We start from the raw sequence: 13,506 nt of genomic DNA on the forward strand, positions 1-13,506 counted from the left end.
AAGCTCAAACTAAAAGGCCTGAGCCCGGTGGAGTACCGAACTCAGGCCTTGAGCCGCTAACATTCAACTGTCCAACTTCTTGGGGTCAGTTCAGTTGTGACCGGCGCTTTTCGTTGCTGCAAGGCTGAAAGACCCGCCGCTCAGCGCCGCCGCGCCGCGAGCTTGCGCACCTCCCGCACCAGCTGGTCGACCTCGTCAAAGGTGTTGTAGAAGGCCAGCGAGGGTCGCACGGCGGTCTCAACCCCAAAACGGCGCAGGATGGGCTGCGCGCAATGGTGGCCGGTGCGCACAGCAATGCCTTCGGCATTGAGCGCCTGGCCCACCTCGTCGGTGCTGTAGCCATCCAAGGTAAAGGCCAGCACGCTGGCCTTGCCGGGCACGGTGCCGATCAGGCGCAGCCCCGCAATGCTGGCCAGCTGCGCCATGCCATAGTCCACCAGCGCATGCTCGTAGCGGCTGATCTGCGCGATGCCGATGCGCTCCACATACTCCAGCGCCGCGCCCAGGCCCACTGCATCGGCGATATTGCCGGTGCCTGCCTCAAAGGTGTTGGGCAAGGGCTGGTAGACGGTTTTCTCAAACGTCACATCGGCAATCATGTTGCCGCCGCCCTGCCAGGGTGGCATGGCCTCCAGCACCTCGCGCCGGCCCCAGAGCACGCCGATACCGGTGGGTGCAAAGATCTTGTGGCCCGAGAAGACAAAGAAGTCCGCCCCCAGGTCCTGGACATCGACCGGGGTGTGCGCAATGGACTGCGCACCATCGATCAAGGTGGTGATGCCCCGGCGCTTGGCGATCTCCACCACCTGCTTGACGGGCACCACCGTGCCCAGCACGTTGGAGACATGGCCGATGGCCACGATCTTGGTGCGGTCGTTGATCAGCTTCTGGTACTCATCGAGCCGGATCTGGCCCTGGTCATCGACCGGAATCACCCGCAGCTGGGCGCCCTTGGCCGCTGCCAGTTGCTGCCAGGGAACGATGTTGGCATGGTGCTCCAGGTGGCTGATGATGATTTCGTCGCCCTCGCCCACATTCGCCCCACCCCAGGCCTTGGCCACCAGGTTGATGGCCTCGGTGGTGCCACGCACAAAGATCACCTCGCGCGCATCGGGCGCATGGATAAAGCGCCGCACCACCTCACGCGCATGCTCATAGGCATCGGTCGCCCGCGCGGCCAAGGTGTGGGCCGCGCGGTGGATGTTCGAGTTCTCATGCGCGTAGAAATGGCTGATGCGCTCGATCACCTGGCGCGGCTTGTGCGTGGTGGCCGCATTGTCCAGCCAGACCAGCGGCTTGCCGTTGATGCGCTCGGACAGAATCGGAAAATCCCGCCGCACGGCCTGGATGTCAAAGCCCGGATGGCGGTCCTGCTGTGCGGCCGCAGGCGCCGCATCGGCATGGGGATGCGCTTTGGCCGGTGTGACAAAGCCATTGGGCAGCTGCACGGCATGCACAAAGTAGTACTGCGGCGCAGCGCCCGGCGCCTGCAGCGCTTGGCCCAGCGGTGGCACATCGGCCGCGCGCGGGCCGCGCAGATCGATGCCGTCCAGATGCGGGTCGGGCGCCGCATGGCGGGCCTGGTCGGCCAGCGCCTGCAATGGCGCATCGCCGGGCGCGGCGGCTGCCGGCGCATCCAGAAAGTAATAGCCACTGGCAGCGGCGGGCACTGCGCTTGGCACTGTGCTGGGTACAGTGGCCGGCGCTGCAGCCACCGGCGGCACCCCTTGCACCAGCCCACCCAGGCGCGGCTCATAGGCGGGCAGCGCGCTGTGCAGCGTGTCGGGCACGCCATTGCCTGCCGCGGCATGGGGCAGCAAGGCGGGGGCGCGGTGGGCCAGCGACAGCGCTGGTGTCGGCGATGCCGGCAACAGGTTGCTGCCCGGCAGCAGGCCGGCAGGGATGGGGGTGCCAGGCACGCTGGGGCCCAGGCCAGCCGGGCTGGCCAGTGGCGAGCCCGGTGGCGCGATGTTCACAGGTGCTTGCACACCGGGCGGCAGGCCCGCCGGCGCCGCAGGCCGCTCGGCCCAGAGCGCCGTGGCCAGCTGCGCCAGCAGCTCGGTGGAGATGGGCGCGCCCGATGGCTCGGGCAGGCCGGATACGGCGGAAACCATGGCGGCTCCTTTGCTCACTTGTAGGTATCGGGATAGTCGTGGTATTTGTTGATCTCCACGTCATCGAGCACGGCCAGCGCATCGGGCGTATGCACCGCCAGCGAGCAGTACAGCGAGATCAGGTACGAGGCAATCGCATGGTTGTTGATGCCCATGAAGCGCACCGACAGCCCTGGGCCCTGCTCGCCCGGCAAGCCGGGCTGGAACAGGCCGACCACGCCCTGGCGCTTGTCGCCCACTCGCAGCAGCAGGATCTTGGATTTGCCATCGGCTACCGGCACCTTGTCCGAGGGGATCAGCGGCACACCGCGCCAGGTGATGAACTGCGAGCCAAACAGGCTGGTGGTGGGCGGTGGGGTGCCCCGGCGCGTGGCCTCGCGGCCAAAGGCGGCAATGGTCAGCGGATGGGCCAGGAAGAAGGCCGGCTCCTTCCAGACCTTGGTCAGCAGCTCATCGAGGTCATCGGGCGTGGGCGCACCGGTCAGCGGGAAGATGCGCTGCTCTTCGGTCACCTGGGCCAGCAGGCCGTAGTCAGGGTTGTTGATCAGCTCGCTTTCCTGGTTCTCCTTGATGGTCTCGATGGTCAGGCGCAGCTGCTCCTTGATCTGGTCATGCGGGCTGCTGTACAGGTCCGAGACGCGGGTGTGCACATCCAGCACGGTGCTGACGGCGTTCAGGAAGAACTCGCGCGGCTGCGACTCGTACTCGACGAAGGTGCGCGGCAGCTGGTTCTCATGCGTCTTGGCGGTGCAGGCCACCCGGATGTCCTCGGGGTTCTTGACCTGGTTGAGCCGGTAGATACCGGCCTCGACCGGCACCCATTGCAGCAGGTGTGTCAGCCAGCGCGGGCTGATGGTGGAAAGCTGGGGAACGGTCTTGGTGGCGTTGGCTAACTGCCGTGCAGCACTGTCGCCCAATGCGGTCGTGCCGCCTACATTCGCTGTCATATTTCTCTCCGGTTGCGCGTGTGAATGAACAGGAAAATCATCGCCTTGCGGCGCTTTGGCCTCAACCGGCTATCGCCGCCAAGCGCTGCATGTGCTGGGCCCGCACCAGGTAGTGCTGGTGCAGTTCCTCACCGCGCAGCACCAAGGTGGACTGCGGCACCTGCAGCGCCTGGGCCAGCTTGCCGATGGTGGCCAGCGACACCGCCACCTGGCCGCGCTCGACCTCGCCGACATAGGAGCGGTTCAGATCGGCCTGCGCGGCCAGCTGCTCCTGCGACCAGCCCATGGCCTCGCGCGAGCGGCGCACGGCCAGCCCGAAATGGTGGGAAAAATCATTCATAGCGCGGCCTCCTCAGCGGGCAAGGCGGGTTCGCTGCGCGGGCGCTGCGCAGCGGCCTGCAACGATGCCTGGGTCACATGGGCTCCGGCGACCACGCTCTGCGTCAGCCAGACATTGCCGCCAATGACGGCGCCCGCGCCCAGGGTCACCCGGCCCAGAATGGTCGCGCCCGCATAGATCACCACGCCGTCTTCGACGATCGGGTGGCGCGGCTGGCCTTTTTGCAGATGGCCTTGTTCGGTTTGCACAAAGCGCTTGGCGCCCAAGGTGACGGCCTGGTAGATGCGCACCTTGCGGCCGATCACCGCCGTCTCGCCCACCACCACGCCGGTGCCGTGGTCGATGAAAAAGCCCTCGCCAATCTGCGCGCCGGGGTGGATGTCGATGCCCGTCTCGCTGTGCGCCAGCTCGGCCACGATGCGGGCCAGCAGCGGCAGCTGCAGCACATAGAGCTGGTGGGCAATGCGGTGGTGGATCAGCGCCAGCACGCCGGGGTAGCAAAGCAGCACCTCGTCGACGGTGCGGGCGGCGGGGTCGCCCTCGTAGGCGGCCTGCACATCGCTATCCAGCAGGCGGCGAATGCCGGGCAAGGCCAGCGCAAACTGGCGCGTCAGTGCCTGGGCCTGCTCCTCGGTGCCCGCCGGGCTGCGCTGGGTGTAGCGCAGCTCCAGTGCAATCTGGGTCTGCAACCGGTGCAAGGCGGCATCCAGCGCATGGGCCACATAAAAGTCTTCGCTCTCCTGCAGCAAATCATGCGGGCCCAGCCGCATCGGAAACAGCACGCCCTTGAGCAGACCCAGGGTCTGCGCCAGCGCATCGCGCGAGGGGAACTCGCGCCCGCCGGGCTCCTGGCTGCGCTGGTGGGAATCACGCCAATGGCGGCGCTGCTCGGCCAACTGTGCGGCCACTTCTTGGATGGGGAAAGGGGTGGTCATGGCATACCTTCGTGGGAGGATCAAAGCGCTTGTGTATGGGTCAGGGCGTCAGTCCTGCACCCAGGGCAGTTGGTGGTAGCGCCACCCATTGCCATGGCCGCGCTGCTGCTGCGCGTCCAGCTCGCCTTCAAAGCCCTCTTGCACATTGAAGACATGGCGAAAGCCGGCAGCCTCGGCCGCTTGCGCTGCCAGCACCGAGCGTTTGCCGCTGCGGCACAGCAGCAGGGCCACGGCTTCCTTGCCGCCGTGTGCCGCCAGGCGCGCCTCCAGCTCGCGCACAAAACGGGGGTTGCGGGTCAGCGCCGTGCCGGTCGCCCAGGGGACATGGATGCTGCCGGGCACATGGCCGACAAAATGGCGCTCCTCGGCCGAGCGCACATCGACCAGCACCGCCCGTTGCTGCTGCACCAGCGGCCAGGCCGCCAGCGGGGGCACGCTGCCGGCATAGCCCAGCGCTTGGTCCTGCGCCGCTTTCCAGGCCGTCTCCAGCACTTCAGGCAGGCTGGTATCGGTTGTCGTCATAAAAAGCCTCTACGGTCAAATGGATGGGGATAGCCACCAATTTAGGCCGCCAGGCGCTGCAGGGACACGAATAAAAATGCGCTTGCACATGCAGTTTTCACATATGCGCAGCCAGCCGCCCAAGGCTTGCGCCTATAGCCAGAGCTTTTGAATAGGTCTATATTGAAAACAAGGTGTAGCAGACGCGCTGTGCCCATCAGCCAACGTCTTCTGCGTCTTGACCGCCGCATTGCAACAGGCCACATCGTGCATGCGGTTCCTTAGAACAGGGCTGCAATGCCCGCTGTGGGCCCTTCGCAAGGTGCTGACAGCCCGCAATGACAGCCTCCACCAGGAGACAAAGATGGCTGTCATCACCCATGAGCATGGACTGCATTCCACCCCCAGCGAAGACCACCACCGGCGCCATTTCAGCGCCAAGCGGATCTGCCTGGGGATTGTGCTTTTATGCGTAGCCTTGGCCGCGCTGGTGCTGCCGCTGGTCCGTGACGGCTTGGAGCTGATCCAGACGCAGCTGCACTGGTCGGCACTGTCCAGCTGGCTGGCCCAGGCCCCCATAGCCAGTTGGCTGATGATGTTTGTCTGGGGCGCGCTGGTGCCGCTCTCGCTGATTGCGATGCTGCGCTACCACCGCAATGTGCTGGGTGTCGTCGTCGCGCTGGCCTTCGCTGCGGTGGCCGTCATCTGGTATGTGCACATGCCCGCCCAATCCGGCTGCGCGGCCCAGTACAAGGACAGCATCTGGTGCTCGGTCATCGCCTGGGGCTACAGCCTGAGCCTGGGTATCAGCAACGCCGTCTACCTGTTTGCCTTGGTGATGGCCTTGCTCGGCGGCATCAGCTTTGCGGCGATTCCTGAAGACGATGAAGAAGACACTGGGCCGCAAGCGGCCCAGTGACGGTGTTCAGCGCTGGGGCATGTCGGCATCGGTGTAGCAGAGGCTCACCGTCGCATCCCCCGGAATCGGCGGCATGCTGGCGTTCCAGGCCTCCCAGGCCGCCACCATGGCTTGCAGGCGCTCCGGCAGCACAGTGGCCAGGTTGGCGCGCTCTCGCTCATCGGCGCGCAGGTTGAACAGATAGTCCACCCCATCGACGCGCAGGTATTTCCAGTCGCCATCGCGCATGGCGCGCTGGCCCCGGTGGTTCATGCGCCAGAACAGGGGCTGGTCGTCCTGCCAGGCCACGTCCTGCAGCAGCGGCAGCAGTGACTGTCCGTCCCAGGGGTAGTCGGCAGCGGCGGTCGCCCCACCAATCTCCAGCATGGTGGCGCTCCAGTCCATGGTCATGCAGGTCTGGCGGCTCTCGCCCGCAGGCGCAATCACACGCGGCCAGTGGGCCACCCAGGGCACGCGGATGCCGCCCTCGGTCAGGTCCATCTTGCCGCCCACCAGCGGCCAATTGTCCGAGAAGCGCTCGCCGCCGTTGTCGCTGGTGAAGACGATCAGGGTATCGTCCGCCAGGCCATGCGCCTGCAAGCGCTCCACCAGGCGGCCAATGCCCTCGTCCATGTGGTGGATCATGCGCTGGTAGCTCTCAATATTGCCGCCATGCAGGTGGTAGATGGCCTGCTTGTTCTCGACCAGCTCGCGCGACAAGGCCTCGTCGTCCCGGGTTTCCCAGGGCCAGTGCGGCGCGGTGTAGTGCAGGCTCAAAAAGAAGGGGCTGTCCTGTTGTGCGCCGGCCGCCATGCGGTCGATGTAGTCCACCGCGTAGTCGCTGATCAGGTCGGTCAGGTAGCCGGGCTGCTCGCGCTCGGCCTCGCCAAACCAGAGGTCATGCTGACCGTTGGCACCGCAGTGGCTGAAGTAATCCACCCCGCCCGACATGGGCCCGAAGAACTCTTCATAGCCGGATTTAAGTGGGCTGAAATGCGGCGGGTAGCCCAGGTGCCACTTGCCCATCAAGGCCGTGCGGTAGCCTGCCTCGCGCAGCAGCGATGGCAAGGTCGGGTGGCTGGGCGGCAGGCCCAGGTCCGGGTTGCCGCGCGTGGCGGTGCGGATCGGCTCCTCGGCAGCACCGCGCAGGCGGTACTGGTAGCGCGCCGTCATCAGCGCAAAGCGCGTGGGCGAGCAGACCGGCGAGTTGGAATAGCCCTGCGTCAGCTTGAGGCCCCCGGCGGCCAGCGCATCGATATGCGGCGACACGGCCCCAAAGCTGGCATGGCGGCCGCCATAGCAGCCCAGATCGGCGTAGCCCAGGTCATCGGCCACGATAAAGATGATGTTCGGTCGTTTCAACACGGGGTCTCGCTCACAGTCATGGCAGGCTGGCACCTGGTCGGTGCGCCGCCTGCGTCTGGCAGTTCAGGGGAAAACGGATCAGGGCTTGTAGCCCGAGGCCTGGATCACCGGTGCCCACTGCTTTTTGTAGGCCTGCAGCGCCTTGGCGGTCTGCTCGGAGGTGCTGGCCACCGGGTCCAGGTAGTTGGTCGCAAACTGCTTGTGCACTTCAGGATCCTGCATCACCTTGTGGATGGCGGCGGCATAGCGCTGCACCTGGGCGGCAGGCATGGACTGGGGCGCAAAAAAGGTGTTCCAGCCGGCGGCAGACAGGTTCACACCCGCCTCCTTCAGGGTTGGGACATCGGGCACGGCAGCATTGCGGGCATCGCCACTGACGGCCAGCAGACGCAGCTTGCCCGCCTGGTGCTGCTGCACCAGGGTGTCGAGCGTGTCGACGGCCACCGGCACCTGGCCGCCCATCAGATCGGTGAGCAGGGGCGCCGAGCCCTTGTAGCCCACCGCCTCGGCCTCGACGCCGGCTTGCTGGCCCAGCATCAGTGCAAAAAAGTGCGGCAGGCTGCCGGTGGCAGGCACGCCGATATTGGCCTTGGCCGGGTTGGCCTTGAGCCAGGCCAGCAGATGCTTCATCTCCTTGACCGGCACGGCGCTGGCCACGGCCACACCAAAGACATAGCGGTTGACTTCGCTGACCGGCACAAAATCCTGCTCCGGGTCGTAGCCCAGGTTGTTCACCACCAGCGGCGCCACCACCATGACGGCGGGGTTGGCCAGCATCAGCACCGGCTGGCTGGCGGGGGCGTTCTTCACAAACTGCGCAGCCACGCGGCCGCCAGCGCCCACCTTGTTTTCCACAATCACGGTGCTGCCCAGGCTGGCCTGCAGCTTGTCGGCCACAATGCGCGCGACACGGTCGGTGGCCCCACCGGGTGGGTAGCCGACGATGATGCGCAGCACGCCGTCCTGGGCCTGCGCGGGCAAGGCCCACAGCGACGAGGTGGTGGCCAGCACCGAGGCAGCCATGGCTGCGGACTGGCCGAGAAAATGACGACGTTGAACCATGGGGAGAGTCTCCGATGCTTATGAACAAGGGCCCGCAACAGCAGGCCCATGCCCTCTATGGTGCCGCGTTTGATCTAGCCTAAAGGCATAAGCTTTTTCAGCTTCAGCACAAGCGCCAGCGCAGCATGCCTGCACTGTAGAAAACCAGGGCACAATTGTTCTAATCAACCATCGCCCGGATTTACCCGCAGTGCCGCCTAGCCCCCTCGCCGATCCGCAGCAGCCCAGCGACCTGCTGCTCTACCGCCTGGCCAAGCTCACCGCCTCGGCGGGCCGGCTGGTCACGCGGCTGTGCGAGCGCCACTACGGCATCACCCGGCGCGAATGGGGGGTGCTGATGTGGCTGGCGCGCCAGCCCGGTCTGCAGCCCTCGCAGCTGGCCGATCTGCTCGAACTTGACCGGGCCCGCATCTCGCGCGCGATTGCCTCGATGCAGGCCAAGGGCCTGCTGCACAAATCCACCGAATCCAGCAACCGCCGCCGCGCCGCGCTGCAGCTGAGCCCCGCCGGCCAGCGCCTGCATGATGCTTTGCTGCCCCAGGTGCGGCGCATCAACACCGATCTGGTGGCTGCGCTCGACGCCGATGCGCTGCAGCAGCTGGACCAGAGCCTGCACAGCCTGCAGCAGCAGGCCAACCTGGCCGCGCAGGACGAAGCCAGCGATGCCGCCTTTCCGCCGCGCCAGTCCGGCCACCGCCAGAACCACCTCGGCTGAGCCACCGCCGGGGCGCGATTTGCGCGAACTTTGATCCATACCCTACCCGGGCAAACCGGCATCGCTGCCCAGGCATCGGCAACTGCGCGACAATCCCTGCCCATGAGCACGACATTTGCACCGCTGACCAACGACACCTTCTTGCGCGCCTGCCGCCGCCAGGCGACGGACTACACCCCCCTGTGGCTGATGCGCCAGGCGGGCCGCTACCTGCCCGAGTACAAGGCCACGCGCGCACGCGCTGGCAGCTTCATGGGGCTGGCGACAAATGTGGACTACGCCACCGAGGTGACCCTGCAGCCGCTGGAGCGCTTTGCGCTGGACGCTGCCATCCTCTTCAGCGACATCCTGACCGTGCCCGACGCGATGGGCCTGGGCCTGTCCTTTGCCGAAGGCGAAGGCCCGCGTTTTGCCAAGGTGGTGCGCGACGAAGCCGCCGTGCAGGCGCTGGCCGTGCCGGACATGGACAAGCTGCGCTATGTGTTCGATGCGGTGACCAGCATCCGCCGTGCGCTGGATGGCCGGGTGCCGCTGATCGGTTTTTCCGGCAGCCCCTGGACCCTGGCCTGCTACATGGTCGAAGGCAGGGGCAGCGATGACTACCGCCAGGTCAAGTCGCTGATGTACAGCCGCCCCGATCTGATGCACCGCATCCTGGAGGTGAATGCCGACAGCGTGGCCGCCTACCTCAACGCCCAGATCGACGCCGGCGCACAGGCCGTGATGATTTTTGACAGCTGGGGCGGTGTGCTGGCCGATGGTGCCTTCCAGCAGTTCAGCCTGGCCTACACCAAGCGCGTGCTCAGCCAGCTCAAGCGCCACGGTGCCGATGGCAGCGATGTGCCCCGCATCGTGTTCACCAAGGGCGGCGGCATCTGGCTGCCCGAGATGCGCGATCTGGACTGCGAGGTGCTGGGCCTGGACTGGACCGCCAACCTCGGCAAGGCCCGTGCCATCGTCGGCGGCGAAGCCGGTGGCCCCGGCAAGGCGCTGCAAGGCAATATCGACCCCAATGTGCTGTTTGCACCGCCCGAGCGCATTGCCGAGCAGGTGCGCCATGTGCTGGAGAGCTTTGGCACACCCCATACCGACACCAGCCGCCCCGGCCCCACGCACATCTTCAACCTGGGCCATGGCATCAGCCAGTTCACTCCGCCCGAGCATGTGGCGGCCCTGGTGGAAGCGGTGCACAGCCAGTCGCGTGCGATGCGCGCTTGATGGCGGCGGCTGCGCGCTGCTGCATCGCCCAAGCAAAAGTCCCGCCAAGCGGGGCTTTGTGCATTGTGGGAGCTGCAGACGCTCAGGCCTGCGGCGGCCGAGCCAGCATGCTCTGCAGCAGGTGCTCGGTGCACTGGACCATGCTGGCATGCTGCTGCGCCTCTTGCGAAGGGCAGAGCGCCGCCTCGGCATCCGGCCCACCGGGCACGGAGACCCAGTGCAGGCGCGCGCCCAGGCCGGCAGCGGCCTGCAGCAGGCTGGCGCTGCGGGCGATCACCGCGACCTTGCCGGCTTCCATGTTGAAGCGGTCCAGAATCTGGCGCAGCAGTGCGGCCTGGGCGTCCAGGCAGTCGCAATGGTCATCGGGCGGATGGGGGCAGAAGAACACCGCATCGACCTTGGCGCCGACGGTGGCCAGCTCCTTGTACATCTGGCGGTGGTAGTCATTGAGTGCGGCGCAGTCGTAGAGGCCTCGGCCCAGACCGGGCTGGTTGGCCACCAGCACCACATGCCAGCCAGACAGGTTCAGCCGGGCGATGCTGATGGCGGCATCGGGCATGCTCTGCCAGTCCTGGTGGCCGCTCAGCTGGCCCAGCACGGGCTGGCCGACAATACCGTCACGCTCGAGAATCGCAAGTTTCATCACAGGCTCCCTCAGAAGACAGGCTGCGGCACGCGGCCTTGGCGGGCGGCCGCCATGCACGATGGCGGCGCGCCCATCCAGCTTATCAGGCAGCGACCAGGCGCGACAGATCGGCGATGCGGTTCATGGCTTCATGCAAGGTCGCCAGCAGGCCCAGGCGGTTGGCCTTGAGCGCCGGGTCTTCGGCATTCACCATCACATGCTCAAAGAAGGCATCGACGGGCGTGCGCAGCGCAGCCAGGGTCTGCAGGCTGGCGGTGTAATCGCCTTCGGCAAACTGGGCTTCGGCCTTGGGTGCCACGGTTTGCAGCGCGGCAAACAGGTCCTTCTCGGCCTGCTCTTGCAGCAGGGCCTCGTCCACGCGGGCGCGCACCGGGCCGTCGGCCTTCTTCAGGATATTGCCCACGCGCTTGTTGGCAGCGGCCAGCGCTGGTGCCTCGGGCAGCGCGGCAAAGGCACGCACGGCTTCCAGGCGCTTTTGCACATCGGCCAGGCGCTGCGGGCGGTAGGCCAGCACGGCTTCCACTTCCTGGGCACCAAAGCCTTGCTCGCGCAGGCTGCCGGCCAGGCGGTCATAGATGAAGTCGGACAGCGCGGTGCTGGCGTCTTCGATCTTGTCGCCAAAGGCGGGCAAGGTGCTGACCAGCAGGGTGTCCAGGTCCAGCGGCAGGTCCTTTTCGACCAGCATGCGGATGACGCCCAGCGCATGGCGGCGCAGCGCGAAGGGGTCGCGGTCGCCGGTGGGCAGGTTGCCAATGCCGAACATACCGACCAGGGTTTCGAGCTTGTCGGCCAGTGCGACGATCACGCCGACGTCGCCACGAGGCAGCACATCGCCGGCAAAACGCGGCTTGTAGTGGTCTTCGATGGCGTCGGCCACTGCTGTATCGAGCTGGTCGTTGAGCGCGTAGTAGCGGCCCATCGTGCCTTGCAGTTCAGGGAACTCGCCGACCATGTCGGTGATCAGGTCGGTCTTGGCCAGTTGTGCGGCCTGGTCCACCTGCTTGCCCAGCTGGGTGGCACCCAGCGCGGTGGCGCCCAACTGCTGCGCAATGCTCTTGGCAATGGCTCGCACACGCTGCACGCGTTCACCCTGGGTGCCCAGCTTGTTGTGGTAGACGACCTTGTCCAGCGCGTCCACGCGCGAGGCCAGGGTCTTCTTGCGGTCCTGGTCAAAGAAGAACTTGGCATCGGCCAGGCGTGGGCGCACCACGCGCTCGTTGCCGCCGGTCACCGCCGATGCGTCGGCCGGGCTGATATTGCTCACCACCAGGAACTGGTTGGTCAGCGCGCCATCGGCCGCCAGCAGCGGGAAGTACTTCTGGTTGGCCTTCATCGTCAGGATCAGGCACTCTTGCGGCACATCGAGGAATTCCTTCTCGAAGGCGCAGACCAGCACATGCGGGCGCTCGACCAGGGCGGTCACTTCGTCCAGCAGCGCTTCGTCGTCGATCGGCTTGACGCCGCCGCCCACGCGCTCGGCCGCGGCCTGCAGCTGGCGCACGATCTCGGCCTTGCGCTCGTCAAAGCTGGCAATCACCGCGCCCTGCTCGGCTAGGGTCTTGGCGTAGCTGTCGGCATCAGTGATCAGCAGTGGATCGACCAGCGCTTCAAAGCGGTGGCCATGCGTGGTGTTGCCGGCCTTGAGGCCCAGCGCTTCGATCGACAGCAGCACCTCGGTGCCGTGCAAGGCCACCAGGCCGTGCGCCGGGCGCACAAACTGCACGCTGCTCCAGCCGGGCAATTCGCAATTGCCTTCGAGCTGGTAGGTCATGACCTTGGGAATAGGCAGCTTGGCGATGCTTTCGGTCAGCGCCTTTTGCAGGCCTTCGGCCAGGCTGACGCCAGCGGCCGTGCTGTCGTAGAACAGCGCTTCGGCCTTGCCGTCCTGGGCGCGCTTGAGCTGCGGCACCACCGAGGCGTCCGCGCCCAGCGCGGCCAGCTTCTTGAGCAGGGCTGGCGTAGGCTGGCCATCGGCCGACAGGCCCACGGCCACCGGCATGAGCTTTTGCGAGACCTGCTTGTCTGCGGCGCGCGGCAGCACATCGCTGATCAGCGCGGCTAGGCGGCGTGGCGAGGCATAGGCCGTCAGCTGCGAGCCGTCACCAGCCAGGCCCTGCGCACGCAATTGCTGCAGCAGCACCTGGGCAAAGGCGTCGCCCAGCTTTTTGAGCGCCTTGGGGGGCAGCTCTTCAACAAACAGTTCAACCAGAAGATTGGGAGAGGAAGTCATCAGGATTTCCGGGTATGGCGCAGCGCGAAGATGGACAGGCCCAGGGTCAGCAGCGGGAACCATACGTTGTAGAGTTCACTGACCAAGACCTGCACACCGCGCTGCGAGAAAAAGCGGTCTGCAGCAATGGGCGAGACGGCAATCGGTCGCCAAGGGCTGAAAAAACGTTCGGAGCTCAAAGGCCACAACAAGGCAATGCCGCTGCCGCCGCTGGTCATCATGTCCAGCAAGGGGTGCGACAGCGTGCAGAGAAACACCCAGGCAAAGCCGGCCAGGCGCGGCACTTTCCACCAGCGCGCCAGCCACAGGCCAAACAAGCCCATCAGCAGTGCAAACAAGGCCGTGTGGGTGATGCCACGGTGGGCCCAGATTCCACTGCCGGCGCTGCCGAACTGGTAGGGAATGCCATCGAAATCCGGCGCAATCGCGGCCAGCGCGCCCACCAGCAGCATGCTGGGCGGCACACGGCGGCTGCCCAGCGCCAGCGCTGCGGCAACCGGTACGGCGACATGCGTGAAGATCGTGGGCATGGGCA

The 13,506-nt window shown here is 66.2% G+C and carries 13 protein-coding genes; 3 read left to right on the forward strand and 10 right to left on the reverse strand.

What is annotated here, in order from left to right:
• Positions 1–140 precede the first annotated feature (140 nt).
• From EDF71_RS02275 to EDF71_RS02295, 5 genes are all read right to left on the reverse strand, one after another.
• A complete protein-coding gene (locus EDF71_RS02275; protein ID WP_133855027.1) occupies positions 141–2,114 on the reverse strand; it encodes a family 2A encapsulin nanocompartment cargo protein cysteine desulfurase in 1,974 nt (657 codons plus the stop codon).
• A 14-nt stretch (positions 2,115–2,128) separates the two neighbouring features.
• Positions 2,129–3,061 carry a family 2A encapsulin nanocompartment shell protein gene (locus EDF71_RS02280; protein ID WP_133855028.1) on the reverse strand — a complete coding sequence of 311 codons (933 nt, stop codon included), beginning with the start codon at positions 3,059–3,061 and terminating at the stop codon, positions 2,129–2,131.
• Between the two features lie 61 nt (positions 3,062–3,122).
• Positions 3,123–3,401, reverse strand: a complete 279-nt coding sequence (locus tag EDF71_RS02285) for a helix-turn-helix transcriptional regulator (RefSeq protein WP_133855029.1) — start codon at positions 3,399–3,401, stop codon at positions 3,123–3,125.
• On the reverse strand, positions 3,398–4,336 hold the full coding sequence (gene epsC / locus EDF71_RS02290; RefSeq protein WP_133855030.1) for a serine O-acetyltransferase EpsC: 939 nt from the start codon (positions 4,334–4,336) through the stop codon (positions 3,398–3,400). Before epsC ends, EDF71_RS02285 begins: the two co-directional genes overlap by 4 nt.
• 48 nt (positions 4,337–4,384) lie before the next feature.
• Positions 4,385–4,858, reverse strand: coding sequence for a rhodanese-like domain-containing protein (locus tag EDF71_RS02295; protein ID WP_133855031.1), 474 nt, complete (start codon positions 4,856–4,858; stop codon positions 4,385–4,387).
• 343 nt (positions 4,859–5,201) lie between these two features.
• Here EDF71_RS02295 and EDF71_RS02300 point away from each other — a divergent pair, with 343 nt between their 5' ends.
• Positions 5,202–5,756, forward strand: coding sequence for a hypothetical protein (locus tag EDF71_RS02300; RefSeq protein ID WP_133855032.1), 555 nt, complete (start codon positions 5,202–5,204; stop codon positions 5,754–5,756).
• Positions 5,757–5,762: 6 nt separating this feature from the next.
• Here EDF71_RS02300 and EDF71_RS02305 read toward each other — a convergent pair whose 3' ends face one another.
• Both EDF71_RS02305 and EDF71_RS02310 read right to left on the reverse strand, forming a co-directional pair.
• A complete protein-coding gene (locus tag EDF71_RS02305; protein WP_133855033.1) occupies positions 5,763–7,100 on the reverse strand; it encodes a sulfatase-like hydrolase/transferase in 1,338 nt (445 codons plus the stop codon).
• Between the two features lie 78 nt (positions 7,101–7,178).
• Entirely contained in the window at positions 7,179–8,123 is a 945-nt protein-coding gene (locus tag EDF71_RS02310) for a Bug family tripartite tricarboxylate transporter substrate binding protein (protein ID WP_243854154.1), read from the reverse strand.
• A gap of 229 nt (positions 8,124–8,352) precedes the next feature.
• On the opposite strand from EDF71_RS02310, the gene EDF71_RS02315 reads away from it, so the two are divergent.
• Both EDF71_RS02315 and hemE read left to right on the forward strand, forming a co-directional pair.
• The gene (locus EDF71_RS02315; RefSeq protein ID WP_243854137.1) at positions 8,353–8,877 is read left to right on the forward strand and encodes a MarR family winged helix-turn-helix transcriptional regulator; all 525 of its coding nucleotides are present in this window, start codon (positions 8,353–8,355) and stop codon (positions 8,875–8,877) included.
• Between the two features lie 102 nt (positions 8,878–8,979).
• Entirely contained in the window at positions 8,980–10,095 is a 1,116-nt protein-coding gene (hemE, locus tag EDF71_RS02320; RefSeq protein WP_133855036.1) for a uroporphyrinogen decarboxylase, read from the forward strand.
• Positions 10,096–10,177: 82 nt separating this feature from the next.
• On the opposite strand, the gene EDF71_RS02325 is transcribed toward hemE, so the two are convergent.
• From EDF71_RS02325 to EDF71_RS02335, 3 genes are all read right to left on the reverse strand, one after another.
• Positions 10,178–10,738, reverse strand: coding sequence for a histidinol phosphate phosphatase (locus tag EDF71_RS02325; protein ID WP_133855037.1), 561 nt, complete (start codon positions 10,736–10,738; stop codon positions 10,178–10,180).
• Between the two features lie 85 nt (positions 10,739–10,823).
• Positions 10,824–12,971 carry a glycine--tRNA ligase subunit beta gene (gene glyS, locus EDF71_RS02330; protein WP_133855038.1) on the reverse strand — a complete coding sequence of 716 codons (2,148 nt, stop codon included), beginning with the start codon at positions 12,969–12,971 and terminating at the stop codon, positions 10,824–10,826.
• Positions 12,971–13,501: a metal-dependent hydrolase gene (locus tag EDF71_RS02335; protein ID WP_133855039.1), complete on the reverse strand. Its 531-nt coding sequence runs from the start codon at positions 13,499–13,501 to the stop codon at positions 12,971–12,973. The genes glyS and EDF71_RS02335 overlap by 1 nt, the downstream gene beginning before the upstream one ends.
• Between the last annotated feature and the right edge of the window lie 5 nt (positions 13,502–13,506).

It is taken from the genome of Comamonas sp. JUb58, from assembly GCF_004364775.1.
Lineage (GTDB): Bacteria > Pseudomonadota > Gammaproteobacteria > Burkholderiales > Burkholderiaceae_C > Comamonas.